Genomic DNA, 23,766 nt, shown 5'->3' on the forward strand with positions numbered 1-23,766 from the left:
TAGCGAGAATCAAGTATCAAGACTTTCTTAATATTCTGATAATGGCTTTATAGAGTACTGTAAGAAGACTTTATTGTCTTGATACTCGATACTTTATTCTTGATACTCCAAAGGCTTATTTAAAAAGTTGGCAGATTGATACCAGCTAAACTTATCTTTCTCCCGATAAATCGGGATTAGAATTTAGCACCTTGTGTGGGCACAGGTTGCTAAGACATCGTAGGGTCTAATCCCTCCGTCTTTCATAATAAGCATACAAAAATGCAACAAAGCAACATCATTTCCAAAAATTATCGCTTCGCTACCAAATAAAATTACAAAGGCCACGCAAAATTGCGCAGCCTTTAAAATATTGTTTTGCTGAAGATTACTTTCTGCTTCCGAAAATACGAAGTAAGAAAAGGAAAATATTTAAGAAATCTAAGTATAAAGATAATGCAGCTACAATAGCCATTTTCTTCGATTCTACTTGTAAAACCTGTTCACCATTGGCTTCGATACCCTCACCAATTCTTTTGATTTTTTGAACATCATATGCAGTTAAAGCCGTAAAAATTGCAATACCAATAAAAGCCATAAACAAGCTAAATTGCTCACTTTGGATAAACATATTAACCAAGCTAGCAATTACCAAAGCAATTACGCCAACCATTAAAATCGGACCAAATTTGCTTAAATCGATGTTAGTTGTGTATCCCATTACAGCCATAATACCAAATATACCAGCTGCACCTGCAAAACAACTTACAACCGAACCGGAAGTGTAAGCCAATAAAATAAAGCTTAAGCTGATTCCAGTTAATACTGAATATAGAACAAACACGCCAATTAATGATGTGTAAGAAAGCTTGCTTAATCCAAATCCCATTAGTAAAACTAATCCAAGCGGTGCAAACATTGCAATGTAACCGAAAATCGACATACCAACTTTTCCTGTTGATGGATTTATGGTTAACAGATACTGCATCAATTGCTCATTCTCACTAAATAAGTATGCTGCAACTGTTGATAAACATAGTGCCACAAACATCCAGGTAAAAACATTTGCGAAGAATTTTTTAGAAACAGAGCCTTGCTGTACAAAAACGCTGTTATCTTGATATTGATAATTTTGTTGTTCCATTTTTTGTTTTGTGTATTTAAATTATATAAAAATAGATATTTTAATTCAATCTTTTTGTCAGCAACTCTTCAACTTTTTTAAAGAATTGTAACGGTTTTAGTGTACGCCAAGGCATCTCATCAAAAGAACCACCAAAATTGATGTAATAATCGATGCTGTTTTCCTTAAATTCTCGGATGACGTGCTCCTGAAAATTTATACCAACAATCCAGCCATCTTCTACTTCCTGAAACCATTCTTCATAGTAACTATCGTCTGATGAGTGAAAATTTAGTACATTTTCTCCTATCAGGATAAATTTATTAATGCCTTCATCCATCATCAACTCCAAAATATCACGTTTAAGCAACATGATATCGTTATTAATGGCGTCATTCCATTCTCCCATAAATTCGATAATGGCATAACTTCTATCATAATCTACAAAAAGCACTTTCATGTATAAGGTGCTCGAACCAAATTCATCCCATTGAGGATGTAAAAGAAAATTGTAAATCTGCTTATCGAAGAATAACTCAGAATATTCTGTATTGTAAAAAGGCGAACGTTCATCCTCTGCTGAGATATATTCATCCCTCCATTGATAATACGGCTCTATCTCGTGCATTTTTTAAATTTTTGATTTAAAGATTTACGATTTTAGATTGAAAAATAGTAAATCAATTTATTTGAAATTGGGTTGCAGAAATCGTAAGTCGTAAATCTACAATCATAAATTCAATTGCCCCGCTTCTACCGCTTTACGAACACTTCCATGAATTGACAAAAGCTCTGCTGCATCATCATAGTTAATGTGTAATTCATCAGCAACCATCTGCGTTCCGCGATCAACCAGTTTATTATTAGTTAACTGCATATCAACCATTTTGTTTCCAACTACACGGCCTAACTGAACCATAACCGTGGTACTCAGCATGTTTAAAACCAATTTTTGTGCAGTACCCGATTTCATACGAGTAGAACCAGTTACAAATTCAGGCCCAACCACAACCTCCACAGGAAAGTCAGATTCAGCAGCAATTGGTCCGCCGGTATTGCAAACAATGCAACCTGTTAAAACGCCTATTTTACGGGCAGTATTTAAACCCCCAATAACATATGGTGTTGTACCCGAAGCAGCCAAACCAACCAAACAATCTTTTTCGTTGATGTCAAATTCTTGCAAATCTTTCCAGGCTTGTTCGGTATCATCTTCCGCAAACTCTACTGCTTTTCTAATCGCAGTGTCGCCACCAGCAATTATGCCTACAACCCAATCAAAAGGAACGCCATAAGTTGGTGGACATTCGGATGCATCAACTACGCCCAAGCGCCCGCTTGTACCTGCACCAATATAAAAAAGACGACCGCCCTTTTTCATCCTTTCGGCCACTGCCGAAGTTAATTTTTCTATCTGAGGCAAAGATTTTTCAACCGCAAAAGCAACTGTTTTATCTTCATTATTAATGCCTTGAAGAACCTCTAAAACCGACATTTTTTCGATCTCATGGTAATTTGATTCTTGCTCGGTAACTCTGTTCATAAATTTAATTTTGATAAAATTCGGTAAATTCTTTTTAAAAACTATTCAAAACTTTAAAAATCTACAGCACAAAAATTCGGGATGTTAGGGTAAGGAGTTAATTTATGTTAAAAATTAGAAACAAAAGACTAATAAAATGAGTTAAAAAATTAATCAAACCGCTTATTTTCATAAATTTGTAGCAACGCTGATGAAAAAAAATACCCGTAATAATGCCCTAATTGCAATAAGCTATTCTGTAATTTTAATAGTTGGCATGTTTTTGGGCATTAAGTTCATAAAAGACCAAGGGTATGGTGTTCAAAAACCAACAAAACTTGCTGCAAATTCCGAAAAGCTTGATGAAATCCTGCACATCATCAACGGGAATTATGTAGATGACATCAATACAGACTCACTTCAGAATTTACCAATCGATAGCGTATTGCATCAATTAGATCCGCACAGCGTTTATCTGCCACCTGCAAATGCTCAAAACATGCAGGAAGATTTGGAAGGAAACTTTGAAGGCGTTGGCTTGGAATATTACATGCTTAACGATACCATGATGGTAACCGGAGTTATAAAAGACGGACCAGCATTTCAAGCAGGGATAAAACTTGGCGATAAAATTTTAAGCATTGATTCTACTGTGGTTAGTGGCAGAGAATTGCCAAAAGAACAATTGGCCGGTCGCTTTAAAGGTAAAGCCGGGAGTGGTGTAAATGTTTTATTGCAGCATAGCGGAAGCCAATTGCCAAATCGGGTAATGGTAACCAGAGGTAAGGTAAACATTAGCAGTATTGATGCCGCTTACATGATAAACGGTGAAACAGGTTATGTTCGCATTAGTAAATTTGGTGCCAACACTGATAATGATTTTTCAGCCGCAGCAAATAATTTAAAAGCCAAGGGCATGAAAAAACTGATTCTCGATTTGCGAGACAATGGCGGTGGTTATTTCAGTGCGGCAACGGGCTTGGCCGACCAATTTTTACCCGAAAATAAACTTATCGTTTACACGCAAGGTAAACACGAACCTCGCACAGATTATTTCTCGACTGGAAGCGGTGCTTTTCAACAAGGTAAATTAGCGGTTTTAATCAATGAAAATACCGCTTCAGCAAGTGAAATTGTAGCCGGAGCCATTCAGGATTTAGGACGAGGTGTGATTGTCGGTCGTCGCTCTTTTGGTAAAGGCTTGGTGCAAGAGCAATTTGCTTTTAATGATGGTTCTGCACTAAATCTAACCATTGCCAGATATTACACACCATCAGGTAAAAGCATTCAAAAATCTTATAAAAAGGGTTACGATGCTTATAAGCATGAGCTTGATGAACGCATGAATGATGGAGAATTAACCGGAGATTTAACATCCTTTAAAGATTCTCTTGAAAAAAATAATGGTGTAAATCTTCAGAAAAAACCTAAGACCGTTGGCGGCATACAGCCCGATGTTTTCGTAAAACTAGATACTACAGGTTACAACAAATTCTACAATAACTTAGTAAGCAAAAAAGTGCTTTCTGATTATGTTTTCAATGTTTTAACCGCAAAATACAGCTCAACTTACATCGAACAGAATATCAATAACTTCAATTTAAATGATTTGGATTTTAAAGATTTTATAGGTTTTCTTCAACGTAAAAATGTACAAATCGATCGTTTTCAGCTTTACAATTCGAGAGGCTTGATTTTGAACGATTTAAAAGCATTGCTTTGCAGATATTATTTAGGAGATGTTGGTTATTACCGTGCTGCAAACCAAAACGATAACGTAGTTAAACAAGCACTAAACAGTTTACAGTAATCTAAAAAGCACTAATTTATGACTCTTGAAACGGACCGATTGATTTTGCATCCGCTAACTCATAACCAGCTTTTAAAATATGTTAGAAATAACAATTCGCTCGAAAGAGAATTAAACCTGAAACCGGGTAAAAACATCATTTCTGAAGAATTACAAGCTGCCATCCGCGAAACCATTTTGCCAAATGTAATCGATTCTAATAAAAATTATTTATACAACACCTTGTGGTCAATTAGCTCAAAAGCCGATGAAAAATTAATTGGCGATTTGTGTTTTGTTGGCGAACCCGATGCAAATGGAGAAATCGAAATCGGCTACGGTACTTACCCCGAATTTAGAAATAATGGCTACATGACTGAAGCGGTTGCCAGGTTAATACAATGGGCAGCAACACAGGTTGATGTGAAAACAATTACGGCATCAACAGAAATTGAAAATGTTGCATCTTATTCAATTTTGGAAAAGAATAATTTCGTTAAAATTGCCGAGGGAGAAGGTATGTTTACCTGGAAACTAAATTTAAAATAACTTATGAAAACCTTAGTTTTTGCAATTTTTTGTTTGATTTCTACAAATATTTTAGCCCAAAATCCAAAACTAAAAATCACAAAAATTGCCCCAAATTTATACAAATACACATCATACAATGTGTATAAAGGCAACATTACCGATGCGAATGCGGTTTATTTGGTCACTAAAAAAGGTGTAGTTGTAATTGATGCGCCCTGGGATTCCACACAATTTCAACCCTTTTTAGATAGCATAAAAGTTAAGCATAACCAAAAAGTTGTACTAGCAATAGCAACACATTCTCATGAAGATAGAGCAGGCGGATTAGGGTTTTTTAAAGCAAAAGGCATTGAAACTTATGCAACAGCCAAAACCAACAAAATACTTCTAGCAACTAAAAAACCTACTGCTCAATTTACATTTAATGGCGATACCACTTTTAATATTGGAGGAGTAAACATCCACACTTATTTTGCTGGCGAAGGGCACACCAAAGACAATATCACCATTTGGTTTGAACAAGGTAAGTTGTTATATGGTGGCTGTTTAGTTAAAAGTATCGATTCGAAAGATTTGGGCTATATTGGCGAAGCCAACATAAAACAATGGGCACAAAGCATTAAAAATGTACAAAAGAAATTTCCTGATGCTAAAATCTTAATTCCTGGTCATGGCGAGGGCAATAAACCCAACGCCCTAAACCACACTTTAGAATTATTAAGTAACACAAAGGTTAAACCTTAATTTCGAATAAGCTCAAACTGATGCCTTCATAATGTTTTGGCAAGCCCTCCGACTTTTCCAAAGTAACCATACCAGCATAGTCAAAACCGCAAGCAGTATAGTATTTTAAAAGCTTCTCATTATCAGCCCAGGTATCCATTCTTATAAAAGCAATATTATTTGTTGCCGCATAAGTTTTTGCCCATTTTATAATTTCTTTCACAAAAGCATAACCCCTAAAATCAGGATGCGTGACGATTCTATGAATGTAAATTGAATCTTTATCTCGCTCGCCCCAAATTAATTTATCATTAAAAGTTACGGCAAAAACACAGGCAATTTCTCCATCAACCAAAATTTTATACTGGCGATTTTCGGCGATTTCAGACTCAACTAATGTTCTGCTGAAACCTTGCCAATGTTTATTGAAAACCTTTTTTTGATAGGCAATCGCCATATCATAAAATTCAAAAATTTTATCGATATCGGTTTGGATGCTGTTTTTAACTTCAATTTGCATGGTGTAAAATTATGTTTTTACCACGGAATACACTGCGGATTTTATAATATATTACCACATGGCCGTAACTCCCGCGTAGGCAGAAATTATGAAGCTACCTAAATGAAATTTTCAATAATATGAATTAATTTAATTTTTTGAAGCGCAATTGCACTACATAACTTTACGCTTCTTCCCGTTTTACGCTTATACGCTTTGGGCATGCTACGCAGCCCTGCAGGGTATCGCTTCAACCGGGGCTATAAAACTTCTATTGTGTAAATATCTATGGGTGAATGGAGCAAAACCAGCCCTAAATGCCATCAATTTAAATAAATCCGTTGTCAGTCTGAGCGTAGTCGAAGACTTTTCTTTCAGTTGAAAAACACAAAATATCTATCCTTCGACTACGCTCAGGATGACTATATTTTTCCATTTTCCTAAAGTTAACGACATTTGGGCAAGGGGGGGGTAACTTGCCCAAAAAGTTCATTCCTTTGTAACTAAACCTGATTGGCGTGAAAATCCCCCGATTTTTCATCGGGGATTGAAACAAAAAGCAGGGCTGCTTTCCCCGATGGAATGCGAACCCTGCTTTTCTAATTACGCTTTAAAATTTAAGCCAATATCGTTCAGCTTTAGTTTTTCCGACTTAAACCTACTTCTGTCTGAAATAAATCTGAATTGGAACACCAGAAAAATCAAAATTTTCTCTCAATTTATTCTCGATAAAACGTTTGTAAGGGTCTTTAATATATTGTGGCAAATTACAGAAGAACGCAAACATTGGCGAAGTTCCATTAATTTGTGTGATGTATTTAATTTTGATATGCTTTCCTTTTAATGCCGGAGGTGGGAAAGCCTCGATTAATGGTAACATTACATCGTTCAATTTTGATGTAGGTATTTTCTTGCTACGGTTTTTATAAACTTCTAAAGCAGCTTCAATGGCTTTGAAAATACGTTGTTTATTTAAAACGGAAGTGAAAATAATAGGCACATCAGTAAATGGTTTAATGCGCTCTCTAATTTCATCTTCAAAAACCTTCATGGTTTTAGTGTTCTTTTCAATCAAATCCCACTTATTTACCAAAATAACAAGACCTTTTTTGTTCTTTTCGGCAAGGTGGAAAATATTAATATCCTGACTTTCGATACCTTCTTGTGCATCAATCATTAATACCACAACGTCAGCCTCTTCCAATGCTTTAATGGTACGCATTACCGAATAAAACTCAAGGTTTTCTTTAACCTTTGTTTTTTTACGTAATCCGGCAGTGTCAATTAGCATAAACTCATGCCCAAACTGGTTGTAATGAATTTTAATTGAATCGCGTGTTGTACCTGCGTTTGCCGTTACAATATTACGCTCTTTACCAATTAATGCATTTACCAATGAAGATTTACCAACATTTGGGCGACCAGCGATGGTTATTTTTGGTAGTTGATTCTCCTCTTCAGGTTCATCATCAAAGTTTTTAATCACTTCATCAAGCAACTCGCCAGTTCCAGAACCCGTCATAGATGAAAGCGGATAAACTTCGCCTAAACCAAAACCGTAAAAAGTATGAACATCGTTGTACAGCGCTGTATTATCAACCTTATTAGCGCAAACAAAAACTGGTTTTTTACTTCTACGAAGCACCTGTGCAATATCATCATCCAAATCGGTAATGCCAGTCGTTACATCAACCATAAAAATAAGCACACTCGCTTCTTCAATGGCAATCATAACTTGCTCACGAATTGCTGCTTCGTAAACATCTTCAGAATTCGCAACGTAACCACCGGTATCAATTACAGTAAATTGTCTGTCAGTCCACTCGCCAACGCCATAATGCCTATCGCGGGTTACACCGCTCATATCATCAACAATAGCCTTACGACTTTCAGTTAATCGGTTAAAAAGGGTACTTTTTCCTACGTTTGGTCTGCCTACGATGGCGATAATATTACTCATTGTTGTATTATTGATAGTTAATGGCTTATAGTTAAGGGTCGCGGTGTTTAGGCAATCTGCTTAAACGATTTGGCTATCAGCCATTGACTATCAACTACTAACCGATTTATTTCGGGCTGCAAAGGTACGGTTAATTATCGTAACCGAAGCTCTTTAAATAATTCTTTTTACTTCTCCAGTCTGGGATTACCTTAACAAATAGTTCTAAGAAAACTTTGTTCCCTAAAAATTTTTCTACTTCTAAACGGGCTTCGGTACCTACTTTTTTAAGCATTTTACCGCCGGTGCCAATCAATATATTTTTTTGAGAATCGCGTTCTACCACAACCTCAGCACTAATTCGTATCATTAAATCGCCCTCTTTACCAGAACGCAATTCTTCTTCCTTAAAGCTTTTTACAATAACTTCGGTACTGTATGGAATTTCTTTCTGATAGTTTAAAAAGATTTTCTCTCTAATAATTTCCGACACGAAGAAACGCTCCGAACGGTCGGTTAAATCTTCTTTATCATAATATGGCGGATGTTCTGGTAACATTTCCAAAACTCTATCTAACAAGCCATCAACATTATGTTTATGCAAAGCTGATATCGCGTAAATAGCTACAGGATTTAATTTTTCCTTCCAGTAAGCAATTTTTTCATCAACCTGCTCTTGTAAAGCCGTATCGATTTTGTTGATTAATACAATAGTTGGAATATCACGATTAAGCAATTTCTCTAAAACATCATCCTCATCATGCGTTTCATTAATATCAGTTACGAACAAAAGTACATCGGCATCAGTTAAAGAACCATTTACAAAGCTCATCATACTTTCCTGTAAACTGTATTTTGGTTTGATAATTCCTGGAGTATCAGAAAAAACTATCTGATATTCTTCTTCATTTACAATACCTAAAATGCGATGTCTTGTGGTTTGTGCCTTAGGTGTAATAATGCTAAGTCGTTCGCCAACAAGCACATTCATTAGGGTTGATTTACCAACATTTGGTTTACCGATTATACTAACAAAACCTGCCTTATGTGCCATTAAAATATTTTTTAAAAAAAATTTGCACTACAAAGAAACGAATTATATCTTTGCATTCCAATTCGGAAACAGAGTTAAGGATTTAATTCAAGCGAAAAACGAGTTGTATATAGTGCGGGGTGGAGTCCCGATTTATCGGGAGTAAGCTCGGAAGAGTTCATAACCGATTAGAAAATTCCAAATATAGTGCGGGGTGGAGCAGTTGGTAGCTCGTCGGGCTCATAACCCGAAGGTCGCACGTTCGAGTCGTGTCCCCGCTACCAAGTTGAATGACGATTTTAGATTAACGATTGTAGATTTTTACTAATCGTAATTCTAAAATCCAAAATCACAAATTAAAATGGCCCGTTCGTCTAGGGGTTAGGACGCCAGATTTTCATTCTGGAAACAGGGGTTCGATTCCCCTACGGGCTACTAAACCGCTTTAAGAAATTAAAGCGGTTTTTTTGTTTCCAGAGAAATTCGCTTCTCATAATTGTATAAAAATACATTTTAAAAAAATAACTCCTAAAAGTTGTATAAAATAAATAGAGTTATTTAATTTTGTACCTTTTATTACCCAAGCATGTCATTCCTATTAAAATTAATACGCGTTTGTATTATTGTTATTTTTTGTTTGTGCTACATAAATTCAGCATTTGCACAGGCAAACAAAAAACAAATGGATAGCCTATATTCAATAGCTACTACAACTTCCGATGCCGACTCCAGCACGCTAATGATAGAAAGGCTTTTAAAACAAACCAGGGCAAACCATTATCAATCAGGTACTTTAAAGCTATTGCTGCTAAAAGCTGTTAATCTATACAATAGTGGCAAATTCGACATCGCCTTAAAAGAAACGTATAATATTGAGCAAGAAGTACGCGAAACAAAGGATTTTGCCAAAATCTCCCATTTGCTGGCCCTTAGAGCCAATTGTTACGGCAACCTCTTCTATTTTGATAAAAGCAAAAACTGCCTAAAGGAATCTACTTTCTACGCAGAAAAAATAAAGGATGAAGATGAAAAGTACAATTGCTTGGGAAGAATATACAGGCTAACCTCCCTTAATATAAAAACAAACACGAGCGTACCAGTAAATAATGATTCTGTAATGTATTACAGAAAGAAAGCTTACAATGTTCAGCTTTTGATTAAACGAAAGCACTCAAATCAAGGTTTGGTGGTAGATGCAGCTGCCGTCGGAGAATTATATCTTGAAGCGGGAAGACTAGACTCCGCCAAAAGTTATTTCCTTATTGCTCAAAAACTCGTTAAAATCACTAAAGCTTATAAATTTGGCATAGAACCAATATATGGCCTGGGCGTAATTTTCGATAAACAAAACCAGACAAATAGCGCCTTAGCTTACTTCAATTCTGGGCTAAAAATGTCTCAAAAAGCAAAAAGAATTGGCAATATTAAAAGGGGCTACCAACTTTTATCTGCTTTGTACAACAAAATGGGAGATAAGAAGATGGCTCAAGATTATGCTAATAAATTTGCAATGATTACGGATAGCATTGCCAATGCCCATAAGAAAGCATCGACCATTACTGCCGACTTAATTATCAAAGATAACGAAACACTCCACTCAAAAAGCAAAAAAAATTACATGTTAATTATCGCCATTGCGGCGATAGTTATTCTGCTCACAACCATTGCCTTTGTTTTGCTCCGCAAGAAATATTTTAAATCCGTAAAAACCCACAAAGAAGAAAAAAACCTGTTAAACAAGAAATTTGATGATTTACAGGTAGACAAACTTAGCGATGAAATCTTGAAAGAAATTAACGGATTGGTCAAAACAAATGATGCCGCATTTTATTCGAAATTTAAGGAACATCACCCCATTTTCATCCACAAATTAACGCAAAAATCACCCGATATGCTTGCGTCAGACTTAGACCTCTGTGCAAAACTTAAGCTTGGTTTTAACACCAAGGAAATCGCTTACTATAGCAAAAGCTCGCAAAGGGCAGTAGAAAGCCGAAAATACAGAATCAGAAAAAAGTTAGGTCTGTCTCCCGATGATGATATGGGTACCTGGGTTATGAATTTGTAACCTGTAATCGGTTTACATGTGGCTAAAAGAATAGAACCGCATGACAACCTTGGATTGCAAACTTAACATCAACAGCCAAACCAAAAGCCCGTCATTTCGTTATTAAGACATGAGTGACACTAATTTTAAGGTAGCTGTATTGTACCAGGCGAAACAACCCCCTGTTAAAGATGGAATTTTGAAACCTATCAAACCCGGTGGTTATGCCGATAGCGGTGCCGATATTGCTTATACGCTTAAAGAAAAAAACATTCCCGTTATTACGCCAACCGAAAATCCGGAAGTTGAGCAAGATTTAGATTGGGTTTTTCCGGATACAAAAGAGGGCATTTCCAAAGCCATATCGTTAGGCGCAAATACCTTCTGGCTGAATACAGTGCTATATAACGGACATCCGATAGAAGAATTTATTTCAAAAGATATTTTTGTTGTAGGGCAGGACCCAAAAATGGTTGATACCTATGACGATAAAGTCCATACTAATAATATGCTCAAAAAAGCCAATTTGCCCATACCAAAATCTATGCTGATTGATAGCAAAAACATAGATAAACTTGGTTCGATTGACCTGAAATTTCCTTTAATGATAAAACCAATAAGAGGAAGGGGAAGCCAAGGCGTTATGCTTGTAGAGCAGGAAAAAGATTTAGAAAAAAACTTAAAGGAGACTTTTAAGAAAGGAGATTTTGGAATGGCAGTTTACCTTGAAGAGTACCTGCCCGGAGAAGAGCTTACAGTTACCATAATGCCACCCGGAAAATACATAGTGGAGGAACTTGAATTAAGGTATGACTATTATTGGGCATTGCCAGCCGTTAGAAGATTTAACCATGAAAACGGCGTGGCACCCTACAATGGGCAGGTAGCCATAATTAACAACAGCGAAGTGCTGACTGTAGAAGAAGAAATAGAACCAAAGGTGAAATCTCTTTATAAATTGTGCCAACATGCAGCCGAAATAGTACATTCAAAAGCACCGATTAGAATTGATTGCAGAGCAGATGATAATGGTCAGTATTTCCTATTTGATTTAAACATGAAACCAAATATGACTGGTGCAGGCAGAATGCATCGAGCAGACCAAGACAGTTTAGCGGCACTTTCAGCCAGACGAATTAATTGGGAGTTTAGCGATTTACTTACAGCGATGCTTGCGCAACGATGGAACTCAGAAAGCTAAAATCTAAATTTAATTTCAAATCTGGTATCATCCGTACCGTAAGTTTTTAACTTAAATATAAAATTATGGTTCAAGAGTATTTCCCTTACTAAGGTTAAGCCTATACCCTGTCCGTCCTTTTTAGTGGTAAAAAACGGACTGAATAATTTATATTCATTTTCTGCGGATATACCCTCACCGGAATTAATTACATTAAGGCTATAATCATTTGAATTTATATAGATTTTGATTATACCATTACTTCCTATAGCTTCAACAGCATTTTTTATGATGTTGATTAATGCCTGCTCCATTTGCTCGGCGTCTGCATTTATAAAAAATGGTTTTTCCGGAATGGCAAACTCTAATTTTATATTTTTTTCAGTAGTTGTGAAATGCAATAATTCAGTAATGGAAATAAGCAATGAAACTAAATCTATTTGCTTACGGTTTGCAGGGGCTAACTTAACCAAATCAGCAAAATTCCGCATAAAAACAGCCAGATTCTGATTTCTGTCTACAGCAACTTTCATGGCATTTTTAATCATTACATCATCATCATTAAGCCACAAGTTTTGTTGATTTAATGCCGTATTCATAATCGAATTTACAGGTCCGATGGTATTGTTTACCTCATGCGCCATCATTCTGATAACCTTATTATAAACGCTCTTTTCTGCTGCAAAAATCTCTGCTGTAACTTCTTCCATCATAACAAAAATTCGCTCAAAACCTCTATCAATAAATTTCGATTTCTGAATTTTATAACTGTATAAACCATCAATCCGAATCATTTTTGAAGTACCGGTTTGCATGGAATGAATATGCGTTTCTAGCAAATCAGAATTTGATTTTAAAATCTCCAATCCCTTTGGGTTAATTTGTTTAATCTGCTTATCAAAATCGAGTATTATAATTCCCGTTGGCGAGGTCTGAATCAGTTTCTCGAGAAAAAAGTGCTGTTCTTCTTGCCTAGTACGTTCAGCCCTCAGCTCATCAATCATGTGGTTATAAACATCTACCAATTCATCTACTTCTTTCTTACCTGTTGATAAAAATTTCACATTAAAATCTTTATCCTTTATGGCAGAAATTCCTTGTTTTAAATAAGTAAGTGGACTAATTAATTGCTTATAAAGATTAATGGAAATAACCACCGAAAGCAGAATAGCAGCTTCTGAAAGGATGAAAATCAGTTTTTCCTTTTGAAAGATAAAATAACTCAGTACAAGACAAATCGAGTGCAGAATCACAATAAAAAGGATGTACTTAGTCTTCAGTTTCATTAAAAGGAATTTGATGTTTTTCCAGGCGGCGATAAAGTGCATTTCTGGTGATACCTAAAGATGCAGCTGCTTTGGTAATTCTGTTTTTATGAAAGTTCATCGCTTGCTTCACCATCTCCGCTTCCATTTGGTCTAATGTCATGGTACCCACACCCGGCAATCTCACCTTATCATTTTTTAATGGCGATAAATTCAATTGCGACTGAAAATCATCAATACCCAATTCATCTTTACTGCTGATTAAAACCGTACGTTCGACCAGATTTTTCAACTGGCGGATGTTTCCGGGCAAAGGCAATTGCTGCAACCAACGCATGGCTGCCGGTAAGATCATTAAATCCGGTCTGCCGTAAAGTACTTTCATGTTATCAATGAAGAAATTAACGAGTAACGGGATATCTCCTGGGCGTTCGCGTAGCGCAGGTAAATGTATCGTAATGAGGTTAATCCTGTATAACAAATCTTCTCTAAATGAACCTGTTGCAACCATATCATTTAGGTGTTTGTTGGTTGCACAAACCACACGAGCATCAACCGTTTTTGTACGGCTGCTGCCTAAAACTTCGTAAGTTCTGTCTTGTAAAACGCGTAAAAGTTTAACTTGACTAGAGGCCTCCAAATCACCAATTTCATCTAAAAAGATAGTGCCTTTATTTGCCATTTCAAAGCGACCGATTCTATCAAAACGGGCATCAGTAAAAGCACCGCGAACATGACCAAACATTTCACTTTCGAATAACGAAGATGATATTCCGCCCAGATTAACCTTAACAAAGGGCTTTGTAGAACGGGTGCTATTTTCGTGAATGGCTTCGGCAATTAATTCCTTACCCGTTCCGCTTTCACCGGTAATTAAAACCGAAGCGTTGGTTGTAGCAACACGCCCGATGGTTTCCAATATGTTTAACAAGCCTTCATCCTCACCAATAATCTGAGCGAAATTATACTTTTTTGATAGCGCTTTACGGCTCTGAGAAGTATTTCTTTTGCCGTTCAACTGCAACAAAGTTTCTACGGTTTGCAAAAGGTAATCGTTATTCCAGGGTTTGTTTACAAAATCATTAGCGCCAAGTTTCATACCCTCAACCGCAAGCTCAATACTTGCCCACCCGGTAATTAAAACGATTGGCACTTTGGTATCAATACCCCTTATCTTAGTGAGCAAGCTCATGCCTTCCTTACCGGAAGTATCGATAGAAAAATTAAGATCTAAAATAATCAAGTCGGGCTTTCTCGTTTTAACCATTTCAAAAGCCTGAATAGAATTATCTGCCGTAAGAATTTCATGCCCTGCCCCTTTTAAAAGCAATGAAATGGAAGTTCTTACGGCAATGTCATCATCAACAACTAAAATCATATGCGAAGTTAAGTTATTTAGTCTTCATGCAAGGCAATAGCCGGATGAATTGCCGCAGCTTGCTTGCCCGGATATAAAGAGCAGGCTAAAACCAAAGCATAGATAAATAAAACAGCAATTAATATTGCAATAACATATACACTTGCCGGAATATTGAAAACGTTTAGCAATGGAAACTGAATCGCAAAGAAACAACCAATCAATAAGGAAATGGTGGTGAGGATTATGGATTCCATTACCATTTGCATAGAAACTGATGTTCCACTTGCTCCGATTGCCCTGCGCAAACCGATTTCGCCCTTTCGCTTATTAATGTTGTACCATAAAACACCAAATAAACCTAGCGCCACATTGATAATAAGGAAAGCAGCAACAATTACAAACAAAAATATTGGTATAAGTGTATTTCGGTTTTTGGCCGCCCGCATTTCATCAACATGTTGAATTTCAACAGCACTACGTGTGGCATTTGTCATAAACTTATACAACTTGCTTTCAAAAGTAGCATCTGCAGTTTCATGTACTTTTAGCAAAACGGTACTTGTCCATTTTAAATAACCTGTATCTAATTGCTTAAACATAATGTTATTCATTGGCGAAAAATCTCCGTCTGATTTGAAATCATGAATTACACCAATAACTTTCATTTTACTATTAACATCATCTCCAATCAATTTACCAATACCCTTATCTTTACCAAACATTTCTTTACTAAGTGATTCATTAATGATGATCGCTTTATCTTTGCCAACCAAATCTTCGGGCAAAAACCATCTTCCATCGGCAAGCTCTACATTCCAAACTTTGTTATAATTGTTGGTAACAGTGTAACTACTAATCATATTAAACTCTTTTTTACCAAATTTGATACCCGTACTCATAAAGCTGGATGAATATGGAAAATTAGAACTTGCAAAACTTACCTCTTTAATTTCGGGCATAGACTTTAAGCCTTTCTCAAGATTGGCATAAAAAGTAGTTAAAGTATCAGGGTTTTTAGACAATTGCTCACCGCTATAAGCAATTGCCCAAACCCTGTTATAATCAAAACCCAATGGCTTTGAATAGTTCTGATAGTAATAAGTTATGTAAGAAAAAACAGCAAACACAACCAGAAATGAAATCAGAATTTCGGATAGGAATAAAAAGTTTTGGCTCCTTTTATTCCACATTAATTTAAATAGATGCTTAAACATATAATATTTTTTATGGCGAATTAAGCCTTTAAAGCTTTAACAATATTCAACTTAGACATTCTCCAGGCTGGATATACTCCTGAAATTAATCCGAACAAAAAGCATGAAACCAGGCTTAGAAAAAGCACTTTAAGGTTCATGGAAAGATTAAAGTTCGAGACGTAATTCGATTCATTTATCAAATAAATAACCAGTATGGACAGAAATATGCCAATGAATCCTCCGATAAGCGTAAGAATTAGATTTTCGACAATGAACTGGTAAACCAATGTTTTTGATGATGCACCAAATGCCTTTCGAACGCCAATTTCTGATGAACGTTCCATAATCCGGGTAATGTTAATATTAACCAAATTGATGGTTGGCAATAACAGGAAAAGCAAAACAAAAACACCACCAATCGTAATCACCCTTGTAACACCATTATCTGTAGAATTTCCACCCATTCTACGGGTGATGCTCATGATGTACTCATCTGCATTGCAATAAATCTTATCAAACTCCGGTGGAACAGGCAACTTCTTTACCATTTGGGCAAACTCCTTTTTCATTTTAGGTAAATCATCTGCAGATTGCCCTAAAAGCACAGCATTGTATTGCCCCATTAAACCAGTGTCTTTACTATCTCTGGAAAGTGTGTAAGGCAAATACATATCGCCTGTAAAATTGCGAACGGAGCCAGGAACATTTTCTACAACTCCAATAACGCGGTAATTAATATTATCAGCCGAAATGTATTGACCAATTACCGATTTGGCATCACCAAAATAAGCAGTTTTGGTTTCCTGTGAAATCACCGCTACACGTTCTGCACTCTTAATTTCTTTATCACCATATGGCTTACCTTCGAGGAATTTGTAATTTAGTACATTCCAATAATCAGCATTGGTGTATTTGTATTCTATAACCAACTTCTGATTATTTACATAAGCGTTTGATGATTTCTGACCAGAAGAAATAGCCATTTTGGTAACAGACTTCAACTTTGACACGTAATGATCAAAGAAATAAAACGACAGGTTACTCATATTCACCCAACCTTCTTTGGTATTTTTGATTTCGATTCGCTCTACGTAAAGCGACTGTTTCTGTTTATCATCAGGATAATCTGCACTAAACATTTTATCAGCAAGTGCCGTTGCCACCATCAAAATGGTTAGCGTAAAACTGATGCCGAATAAGCTGATAAAGGTGAAAAATTTCCTCCTCTTTAATACAGCTATGGCAATTTTGAAGTAATTCTTTAGCATAACTGAATTTTATTGAACTTGTGAACCATCAAAAAGACGCACCAACTTGTGGGTTTTATGCGCCATGCTTTCATCATGCGTAACCATAATGATGGTAGTGCCTTCGTTTTTATTTAGGTTGATTAGGATATCCATTATCTCATTGCCCATTGCACTATCTAAGTTACCCGTCGGCTCATCTGCTAAAATAATTTGTGGTTGTCCAACTATTGCTCTCGCAATGGCTACACGCTGTCTTTGCCCGCCAGAAAGCTGACTTGGAAAATGCTTTAAACGATTGGCTAAGCCAACTTTTTCAAGTGCTGCTGTTGCCAGTTCTTTTCTTTCCTTTGCTGATGAATTACGATACAGCAATGGCAACTCTACATTATCCAAAACCTGCAAATCGTTAATCAGATGATAACTTTGGAAAATAAAACCCAATTTCTCATTTCTGAAATTAGCCAGCTTCTTGTCAGAATAACTGCTGATGTCTTGATTATCAATAGTGATTTTGCCCTTAGAAGGTTCATCGAGCAAACCCATTATGTTAAGCAGGGTACTTTTGCCGCAGCCTGATGGCCCCATGATGGAAAGAAATTCCCCTTTGGAGATATCCAGATTAATGCCATTAATGGCCAGCGTTTCTACAGTATCGGTTCGGTAAACCTTTTCAATATTTTGTAAGCGTATCATAATTTATTTAAGATGGTTTATTGGTTCATTTGTCATTAGTTCATTTGTAAACTCGTCATCCGTATATTGTAAATTGACTTTTGTAAATTGTTAATTGAGTTTTGAAAATTGGTAATTGTAATCTCTGTTCTCTATTTTCATTTTTTAATAGGTGATTTTAACATTCTTCTCAAAATCGTATAACGATAAATACCTGAGCTGGTAATAAGCACCCCAAAAATCGCGAAGCGAAGAAACATAATCTCTTTTTGCCCTATCGTTTTCCTGAAAGGCAATGCTTAAATCGGTGATGCTTAGGTTACCTAAAATATATCGCTCACTTGCAATTTTATACTTTTCTGCCGCAATATCTTCCGCTGCATCGGTTAATTTAATTTGCTCCTTCATCATATTAAATAGGGTTACCTGTGTAATAATTTGCTGCTCAAAAATCTGTTTATCTTGTTCCACAGCATAGGTTATGAATTGCTCATTTGCCAATGCCGTTTTGGTACGCGATTTAGAACGCCCCCAATCCATTACCGGAATGGATAATTGTAGCTCTACCGATTGCTGACTTCTTGGATTCCGATATACATCAAAAGCATTTATACCTGCATTTGAGAATCCAAGGTTTGCCCTTAATGTTGCCTTTAAGCCGTTTTCGCCTTTGGCTTTAGCCACATCCCTTTTTGCTTCTGCCAATCGGCGGATAAACCCAATCGCATCCGAGCGATTTTCAAAAGCCTGAGCCAACACTTTTTCGGCGATGACCGACATTTGTGCAACCACGGCAGGCATTTCGAGCTTTATGCGGTTATCGCCCTCAATGCCCGTGTAACTACGGAGATTTAAAGTCGCAATTTCAACATCCCGCTTCGCGGTACCTACCGCTTTTTGAGCATTTAAAACCTCTAACTGAAGTTGAAGAATTTCGTTTTTAGAAATCTTACCCAATTCAAATTTTGTATCGGCTATGCCTAAAATGCGTTTGGTATTGGTAAAATTCAATTCTGCGATGCTCAGGTTTACTTGCGCCAACAGCAAATCAAAGAAATATTCGGTAACGGTGATGGATATCTTTTCCTGTGTTTCGATAAAAGTTTGCTTGCTTTCATTGTACTTTAAAGGCTCAATCTTTTTATCCCATTTTAAACTATTAAATTGTAAAAGCGGCTGCATGTAACCCAAACCATAAGGAATACCATTGTACAACACATTATCTCTATCAAAATCGGTAAAGCGTTGCAATTGTGTTGTACCGAAAATGGTTCCACCTGTTGCGGCTATACTCTGACTGAAATTTAATGTAAGCGATGAATTATCGTAATGCACCGGTTGAAAAAGAATAGTTCCATTTGGTTGTTGCACCTGACTGTATGTTTTGGTATAACCTGGCAAAACACCTTCTAACGAAAGCTGTGGCTGATAGTTAGACTTAAAAGTTCGCCATTCCCAATATTTGGTTTCCTTTACAGTTGTAGCCTGCTTTGCTGCAATGGAATTGGATTTTGCCATTTCTACAACCTGTGGCAAAGTTAATTTTAACGTATCCGCTGCCGCGAAAGCCAAATCTCCCGAAGCAATTAATAAAACCATAAGTAAAAAATTCTTCATCGTCTTAATTACTTAGTGTTACGGTTTTTACATTTTTAAAATCGCCCATATCTGATGTAATGATTTCATCGCCAGCTTTTAAACCACTTTTTATCTCTACAAAATCGAAATTATTTAGCCCTGTTTTAACCGTTCTTCGTTCTGCGATACCTTTATTGAGTACAAAAATTTCCTGAAGATTAGAACCATTGAATGCAGGTCCGTTGGCAACCCTTAAAATTCCGTTTCGGGTTTCCGTTACTAAAAAAACATCAACCTTTTGATTTGGACGTAGCACTTTACTGTCTTTTTGGGTAAGCTGAACATCGAATGAAACGATAGAATTACTTACTGAAGGTGAAATATTTACCACCGTACCCCTCAACTGTTCATCACCAATACGTATAATAGCAGCCATATTTTGGTGAATTTTATCGAGTAAATTATCTGATAATCTTCCGGCAATTTTAAAACCGCTTAAATCGGCAATCCGCACTAAAGCTTCGCCAGCCTGTACACTAGTGCCAATATTTTTATTTACCCAGGTAATTACCCCAGAACGGGTTGCAGTAAGGCTTGCCAAATCGAGCTTTCGCTTTAAGCCATTCAAATCGTTCTTCTGAATCGCAAGGGCAATCTCTGCCTCCCTGATTTCGATTTTCATGGTTTGTTGTTTGCTTTTGATTTCATTCTCCAGCTGAAGCTTCTCCAGGTTGGCAACTTTCAAATCAAGCTCTGCCCTTTCTACATCTTCTTGTGTACCGCCACCCGCTTTGAGCAAACGCTTGGCAGCAGAAACGGCATCTTTCAGATTACTGATACGTAATTGTTTAATACTGTTGCTTGATTTGATATCGAAGAAACTTTTTTCTAAATCGAGTTTAAGCTTGCGTATTTCGTTTTCTTTAGATTCCATTTGAAACTGTAATTTGCCAAATTCAGTTTCGGTAGCGGTTTTATCGAGCGATAAAATAGCCTGACCTTTTTTTACCGGATTTCCGGCGTCCATTAAAACAGTTTGTATAGATGCATTTATAGGGCTGGTTATTACTTCCTCAAATTCGGGAAGCACTTCTCCAGTGGCATTAATTGTATTTTCGATAATACCTACTTCAACTTTTGCTGTTGTAATATCGCTATTGGTTAAGGCTGGCTTAAAATAAAACCTAACCAACCAGATTACTGCAATTAGCACAAATAGAATGGTGAAACCTATAACATACGCTTTCTTCTTTTTCTTAACTAAAACTTCTTCTTCGATGAGCCTGTCCATTTAAATAATTTTGAACAAGCTTTTACAAGCGAAATGCCAAACATAAAATACTAATAATCAGATTATTATATGTTATTCAAAAATAAAAAATGCCCGATATCGAACGTTGTGTTTAATATCGGGCATTTTTATTTGAATGATATTTTGAAAGCTTTAGCAAATTCTTCCGCCTCTGCTAATACGGTCGCTTTCCCGATAAATCGGGACAGGCTGTCGGTTTCCTTACTGCAGGGTAGGGCTGCAACTGGGGCTAAAAAGCAACTGCCGTAATTTTTTTAAAGCTTTGGGTGCAGAACCACAAATCTTAAACCCGATATGAGCGGCAGCCCCGAAATGCAATGAGGGCTATAGCGTTTAGCGGGGCTGAACCTTGCCAAACGCAATTAACCTTTGATTTTCAAATTCTTATTTAATGATTAAAATTTCTCCTTTTTCATCCAGTTTACCATAAGATTAAACCAATCGACATCAGACGTTTTGTTCTTTAAGCCAAAACCATGTCCGCCTTCTTCATATAAATACATATCGGTTTTAACACCATTTTTTTTCAAGGCTTCGCTCAGCAAAATACTATTGGTAACCGGGACAGATTTATCGTCTTTTGCATGAACTAAAAATGTTGGCGGCGTTTTCTTATTTACATTCTGGTTTGCAGAAAAATAATGCTTCAATTCATTACTTTGTGATGCGCCCAACAGGTTTTTCATCGTTCCGGTATGTACCGATTCCTCAAAGCTTATTACCGGATAAACCAACACTGCAAAATCAGGGCGAAGGTTAATTTTCTCTTTATTTTCTATTTTAACATCATTGTAATGAGCCAATAAGGTAGAAGCCAAATGTCCGCCGGCTGAAAAGCCCATTATACCGATTTTATTGCTCTTGATATTATACTTCTTAGCATTTTTTCTCGTCAGATAAATGGCTTGCTGAACATCCTGTAAAAGCGCATAAGTTTTATCGACCATAATTTCTTCGCTAGGTAAGCGATATTTTAATACCAAAGCCGTTACGCCAATTTCATTGAATTTTTTAGCAACATTATAACCTTCGTGGTCTATCGCCAAAATACCGTAACCACCGCCGGGACAAATTATCACAGCCGTGCCATTAGCTTTATCGGCAGGGGCTTCAAAAACAGTTAGTGTTGGCGTTGTTACTTTACTAATTCTCGATATGCCATCAGTTCCTTTTTGCGTAACCTCAGTATAGGTTGAAGAAACTTTTGAACCCGGAACTACGCCAGTATATAGCGGAATTACTTCCTGTGCATTTAAATTTAACATCAGCAACACACTTAAAATAATTAATAAGGAAAACCTTTTCATAAAATAGATTTAAAATTCCATTAAATAAGCCTTTAAAAAGCCATCAATATCGCCATTTAAAACCGCATCCGGATTTGAGGTTTGAAAGTTAGTACGGTGGTCTTTGACCCTTCTATCATCCAAAACATAACTGCGAATTTGCGAACCCCACTCAATTTTTTTCTTCGAGCCTTCAATCGCCGCAATTTCTTCATTGCGTTTACGCTGTTCAATCTCATAAAGTTGAGATTTTAATAAACGTAAAGCATTTTCCTTGTTCTGCAATTGCGATCTTGACTCTTGATTTTTAATGATAATACCTGAAGGCTTGTGGTATAAACGAACAGCTGTTTCCACCTTGTTTACGTTTTGTCCACCTGCACCACCAGCCCTGAATGTTTCAAATTCAACATCTGCTGGGTTGATATTGATGTCTATCGTTTCATCGATTAAAGGATAAACATAAACGGACGCAAAAGAAGTATGCCTGCGTGCATTGGAATCGAACGGAGATATTCTAACCAAACGATGCACACCATTTTCACCTTTTAGATAACCATAAGAAAAGTCGCCGTCGAATTGTAAGGTTACAGATTTTATCCCTGCCACATCACCTTCCTGACTGTCCTGCTCTGTTATTTTGTAGCCATTTTTTTCGCCCCACATCATGTACATACGCATCAGCATGTACGCCCAATCGCAACTTTCCGTTCCACCTGCACCAGCTGTAATTTGCATGACTGCCGAAAGCTGATCTTCTTTGGTACGAAGCATGTTTTTCAGTTCCAAATCAGAAACGATTTGTTTACTGTTTTCGAAAAGCTCTTCTAATTCGGCTTCTGAAGCATCACCAGACTGAAAAAAATCAAACATAACGGCTGCGTCTTCTACAGCGCTGTTTGCATTTTCAAAACCATCCGTCCACTTTTTCTTTGAACTGATTTCTGCAAGAATTTTCTCTGCTTTTTTTGGCTCATCCCAGAAATCGGGCGCCATTGTTAATTTTTCTTCTTCGCGGATGTTGTATAAAAGTTCATCGACGTCAAAGATGCCTCCTCAGAGACGTTATTCTGTCTCTTAAATCCTGAATTTGTTCTTTAGTCATAAAGGCAAATATATAAATTAGGGGATTAGTATAGGTGATAATTGGTTAATTCTTTATAAGCCCACTCCGTCATTGCTAGGCACTAAGAAACTTTGCTCTTCGAGATGTTCTGAAAGGCATCTCGAAGCTTTAATTAAAGAGGATTTCAAATCCTCAACTTATCATGCATTCTGGATGCGCTTTGCTAACATCCAGAATAGCGACATTGATTAATTCTTTATACGCCACTCCGTCATTGCGAGGCACGAAGCAATCTTTATCAAAATAGATTGCTTCTTGCCTCGCAATGACGACTTTAACTTATGCGTCTTTCAGAACATCTCGAAGTTTTAATTAAGGAGGATTTCAAATCCTCAACTTATTATACATTCTAGATG

At 36.7% G+C, this 23,766-nt stretch carries 20 protein-coding genes, 2 tRNA genes and 1 riboswitch; of the genes, 7 read left to right on the top strand and 15 right to left on the bottom strand.

The window, feature by feature from the left end; genetic code table 11:
* Positions 1-148 precede the first annotated feature (148 nt).
* Positions 149-254, bottom strand: a riboswitch (SAM riboswitch).
* Positions 255-367: 113 nt separating this feature from the next.
* From R2Q16_RS03085 to murQ, 3 genes are all read right to left on the bottom strand, one after another.
* Complete coding sequence (locus R2Q16_RS03085; protein ID WP_316735106.1) at positions 368-1,123, bottom strand: Bax inhibitor-1/YccA family protein; 756 nt, start codon at positions 1,121-1,123, stop codon at positions 368-370.
* 40 nt (positions 1,124-1,163) lie between these two features.
* Positions 1,164-1,730: a hypothetical protein gene (locus R2Q16_RS03090; protein ID WP_316735107.1), complete on the bottom strand. Its 567-nt coding sequence runs from the start codon at positions 1,728-1,730 to the stop codon at positions 1,164-1,166.
* Between the two features lie 102 nt (positions 1,731-1,832).
* Positions 1,833-2,645 (bottom strand): N-acetylmuramic acid 6-phosphate etherase, encoded by an 813-nt coding sequence (murQ, locus tag R2Q16_RS03095; protein WP_316735108.1) that lies wholly within the window; start codon positions 2,643-2,645, stop codon positions 1,833-1,835.
* 190 nt (positions 2,646-2,835) lie between these two features.
* Between murQ and R2Q16_RS03100 the strand changes: the two genes are divergently transcribed.
* From R2Q16_RS03100 to bla, 3 genes are read left to right on the top strand one after another with little or no spacing between them, the layout of a single operon-like run.
* Positions 2,836-4,434 carry a S41 family peptidase gene (locus tag R2Q16_RS03100; protein WP_316735109.1) on the top strand — a complete coding sequence of 533 codons (1,599 nt, stop codon included), beginning with the start codon at positions 2,836-2,838 and terminating at the stop codon, positions 4,432-4,434.
* Positions 4,435-4,452: 18 nt separating this feature from the next.
* Positions 4,453-4,962: a GNAT family N-acetyltransferase gene (locus R2Q16_RS03105; RefSeq protein WP_316735111.1), complete on the top strand. Its 510-nt coding sequence runs from the start codon at positions 4,453-4,455 to the stop codon at positions 4,960-4,962.
* Positions 4,963-4,965: 3 nt separating this feature from the next.
* On the top strand, positions 4,966-5,688 hold the full coding sequence (gene bla, locus R2Q16_RS03110) for a BlaB/IND/MUS family subclass B1 metallo-beta-lactamase (protein ID WP_316735112.1): 723 nt from the start codon (positions 4,966-4,968) through the stop codon (positions 5,686-5,688).
* On the opposite strand, the gene R2Q16_RS03115 is transcribed toward bla, so the two are convergent.
* The 3 genes from R2Q16_RS03115 to era form a co-directional block, all read right to left on the bottom strand.
* On the bottom strand, positions 5,678-6,187 hold the full coding sequence (locus tag R2Q16_RS03115) for a GNAT family N-acetyltransferase (RefSeq protein ID WP_316735113.1): 510 nt from the start codon (positions 6,185-6,187) through the stop codon (positions 5,678-5,680). The two genes, bla and R2Q16_RS03115, sit on opposite strands and share 11 nt — an antisense overlap.
* A gap of 637 nt (positions 6,188-6,824) precedes the next feature.
* The gene (gene der / locus R2Q16_RS03120; RefSeq protein ID WP_316735114.1) at positions 6,825-8,126 is read right to left on the bottom strand and encodes a ribosome biogenesis GTPase Der; all 1,302 of its coding nucleotides are present in this window, start codon (positions 8,124-8,126) and stop codon (positions 6,825-6,827) included.
* 130 nt (positions 8,127-8,256) lie between these two features.
* Complete coding sequence (gene era / locus R2Q16_RS03125) at positions 8,257-9,159, bottom strand: GTPase Era (protein WP_316735115.1); 903 nt, start codon at positions 9,157-9,159, stop codon at positions 8,257-8,259.
* Positions 9,160-9,346: 187 nt separating this feature from the next.
* Between era and R2Q16_RS03130 the strand changes: the two genes are divergently transcribed.
* The 4 genes from R2Q16_RS03130 (at position 9,347) to R2Q16_RS03145 (ending at position 12,386) form a co-directional block, all read left to right on the top strand.
* A tRNA-Met gene (locus tag R2Q16_RS03130) sits at positions 9,347-9,422 on the top strand.
* A 79-nt stretch (positions 9,423-9,501) separates the two neighbouring features.
* Positions 9,502-9,573, top strand: a tRNA-Glu gene (locus R2Q16_RS03135).
* Positions 9,574-9,820: 247 nt separating this feature from the next.
* Positions 9,821-11,206 carry a hypothetical protein gene (locus R2Q16_RS03140; RefSeq protein ID WP_316735116.1) on the top strand — a complete coding sequence of 462 codons (1,386 nt, stop codon included), beginning with the start codon at positions 9,821-9,823 and terminating at the stop codon, positions 11,204-11,206.
* 109 nt (positions 11,207-11,315) lie between these two features.
* The gene (locus R2Q16_RS03145) at positions 11,316-12,386 is read left to right on the top strand and encodes an ATP-grasp domain-containing protein (RefSeq protein WP_316735117.1); all 1,071 of its coding nucleotides are present in this window, start codon (positions 11,316-11,318) and stop codon (positions 12,384-12,386) included.
* Here R2Q16_RS03145 and R2Q16_RS03150 read toward each other — a convergent pair.
* The 9 genes from R2Q16_RS03150 to prfB form a co-directional block, all read right to left on the bottom strand.
* The gene (locus tag R2Q16_RS03150; RefSeq protein WP_316735118.1) at positions 12,383-13,651 is read right to left on the bottom strand and encodes a sensor histidine kinase; all 1,269 of its coding nucleotides are present in this window, start codon (positions 13,649-13,651) and stop codon (positions 12,383-12,385) included. The genes R2Q16_RS03145 and R2Q16_RS03150 overlap by 4 nt on opposite strands.
* On the bottom strand, positions 13,635-15,008 hold the full coding sequence (locus tag R2Q16_RS03155) for a sigma-54 dependent transcriptional regulator (RefSeq protein ID WP_316735119.1): 1,374 nt from the start codon (positions 15,006-15,008) through the stop codon (positions 13,635-13,637). Before R2Q16_RS03155 ends, R2Q16_RS03150 begins: the two co-directional genes overlap by 17 nt.
* A gap of 17 nt (positions 15,009-15,025) precedes the next feature.
* Complete coding sequence (locus tag R2Q16_RS03160) at positions 15,026-16,204, bottom strand: ABC transporter permease (protein ID WP_316735120.1); 1,179 nt, start codon at positions 16,202-16,204, stop codon at positions 15,026-15,028.
* Between the two features lie 20 nt (positions 16,205-16,224).
* The gene (locus R2Q16_RS03165) at positions 16,225-17,454 is read right to left on the bottom strand and encodes an ABC transporter permease (RefSeq protein ID WP_316735121.1); all 1,230 of its coding nucleotides are present in this window, start codon (positions 17,452-17,454) and stop codon (positions 16,225-16,227) included.
* Between the two features lie 9 nt (positions 17,455-17,463).
* Positions 17,464-18,129: an ABC transporter ATP-binding protein gene (locus R2Q16_RS03170; protein WP_316735122.1), complete on the bottom strand. Its 666-nt coding sequence runs from the start codon at positions 18,127-18,129 to the stop codon at positions 17,464-17,466.
* Positions 18,130-18,273: 144 nt separating this feature from the next.
* Positions 18,274-19,725 (bottom strand): TolC family protein, encoded by a 1,452-nt coding sequence (locus R2Q16_RS03175; RefSeq protein ID WP_316735123.1) that lies wholly within the window; start codon positions 19,723-19,725, stop codon positions 18,274-18,276.
* Between the two features lie 4 nt (positions 19,726-19,729).
* Entirely contained in the window at positions 19,730-20,977 is a 1,248-nt protein-coding gene (locus R2Q16_RS03180; RefSeq protein ID WP_316735124.1) for an efflux RND transporter periplasmic adaptor subunit, read from the bottom strand.
* 416 nt (positions 20,978-21,393) lie between these two features.
* On the bottom strand, positions 21,394-22,305 hold the full coding sequence (locus tag R2Q16_RS03185; protein ID WP_316735126.1) for an alpha/beta hydrolase: 912 nt from the start codon (positions 22,303-22,305) through the stop codon (positions 21,394-21,396).
* A gap of 9 nt (positions 22,306-22,314) precedes the next feature.
* A protein-coding gene (gene prfB / locus R2Q16_RS03190; RefSeq protein ID WP_316735127.1) for a peptide chain release factor 2 occupies positions 22,315-23,389 on the bottom strand; the annotation gives its coding sequence in 2 pieces (ribosomal slippage) (positions 22,315-23,328 and positions 23,330-23,389; 1,074 coding nt in all).
* Positions 23,390-23,766: the final 377 nt, after the last annotated feature.

Origin of the sequence: Pedobacter aquatilis (assembly GCF_032678425.1) — a bacterium.
Lineage (GTDB): Bacteria > Bacteroidota > Bacteroidia > Sphingobacteriales > Sphingobacteriaceae > Pedobacter > Pedobacter aquatilis_B.

What these genes read in the sequence shown, in the direction of transcription:
- R2Q16_RS03090 (WP_316735107.1), bottom strand. Translation starts at nt 1,730, where the DNA reads ATGCACGAGATAGAGCCGTATTATCAATGGAGGGATGAATATATCTCA.
- R2Q16_RS03115 (WP_316735113.1), bottom strand. Translation starts at nt 6,187, where the DNA reads ATGCAAATTGAAGTTAAAAACAGCATCCAAACCGATATCGATAAAATT.
- R2Q16_RS03185 (WP_316735126.1), bottom strand. Translation starts at nt 22,305, where the DNA reads ATGAAAAGGTTTTCCTTATTAATTATTTTAAGTGTGTTGCTGATGTTA.
- R2Q16_RS03100 (WP_316735109.1), top strand. Translation starts at nt 2,836, where the DNA reads ATGAAAAAAAATACCCGTAATAATGCCCTAATTGCAATAAGCTATTCT.
- R2Q16_RS03085 (WP_316735106.1), bottom strand. Translation starts at nt 1,123, where the DNA reads ATGGAACAACAAAATTATCAATATCAAGATAACAGCGTTTTTGTACAG.
- R2Q16_RS03150 (WP_316735118.1), bottom strand. Translation starts at nt 13,651, where the DNA reads ATGAAACTGAAGACTAAGTACATCCTTTTTATTGTGATTCTGCACTCG.
- R2Q16_RS03180 (WP_316735124.1), bottom strand. Translation starts at nt 20,977, where the DNA reads ATGGACAGGCTCATCGAAGAAGAAGTTTTAGTTAAGAAAAAGAAGAAA.
- era (WP_316735115.1), bottom strand. Translation starts at nt 9,159, where the DNA reads ATGGCACATAAGGCAGGTTTTGTTAGTATAATCGGTAAACCAAATGTT.
- R2Q16_RS03170 (WP_316735122.1), bottom strand. Translation starts at nt 18,129, where the DNA reads ATGATACGCTTACAAAATATTGAAAAGGTTTACCGAACCGATACTGTA.
- der (WP_316735114.1), bottom strand. Translation starts at nt 8,126, where the DNA reads ATGAGTAATATTATCGCCATCGTAGGCAGACCAAACGTAGGAAAAAGT.
- R2Q16_RS03175 (WP_316735123.1), bottom strand. Translation starts at nt 19,725, where the DNA reads ATGAAGAATTTTTTACTTATGGTTTTATTAATTGCTTCGGGAGATTTG.
- R2Q16_RS03155 (WP_316735119.1), bottom strand. Translation starts at nt 15,008, where the DNA reads ATGATTTTAGTTGTTGATGATGACATTGCCGTAAGAACTTCCATTTCA.
- murQ (WP_316735108.1), bottom strand. Translation starts at nt 2,645, where the DNA reads ATGAACAGAGTTACCGAGCAAGAATCAAATTACCATGAGATCGAAAAA.
- R2Q16_RS03105 (WP_316735111.1), top strand. Translation starts at nt 4,453, where the DNA reads ATGACTCTTGAAACGGACCGATTGATTTTGCATCCGCTAACTCATAAC.
- R2Q16_RS03165 (WP_316735121.1), bottom strand. Translation starts at nt 17,454, where the DNA reads ATGCTAAAGAATTACTTCAAAATTGCCATAGCTGTATTAAAGAGGAGG.
- R2Q16_RS03160 (WP_316735120.1), bottom strand. Translation starts at nt 16,204, where the DNA reads ATGTTTAAGCATCTATTTAAATTAATGTGGAATAAAAGGAGCCAAAAC.
- R2Q16_RS03140 (WP_316735116.1), top strand. Translation starts at nt 9,821, where the DNA reads ATGGATAGCCTATATTCAATAGCTACTACAACTTCCGATGCCGACTCC.
- bla (WP_316735112.1), top strand. Translation starts at nt 4,966, where the DNA reads ATGAAAACCTTAGTTTTTGCAATTTTTTGTTTGATTTCTACAAATATT.
- R2Q16_RS03145 (WP_316735117.1), top strand. Translation starts at nt 11,316, where the DNA reads ATGAGTGACACTAATTTTAAGGTAGCTGTATTGTACCAGGCGAAACAA.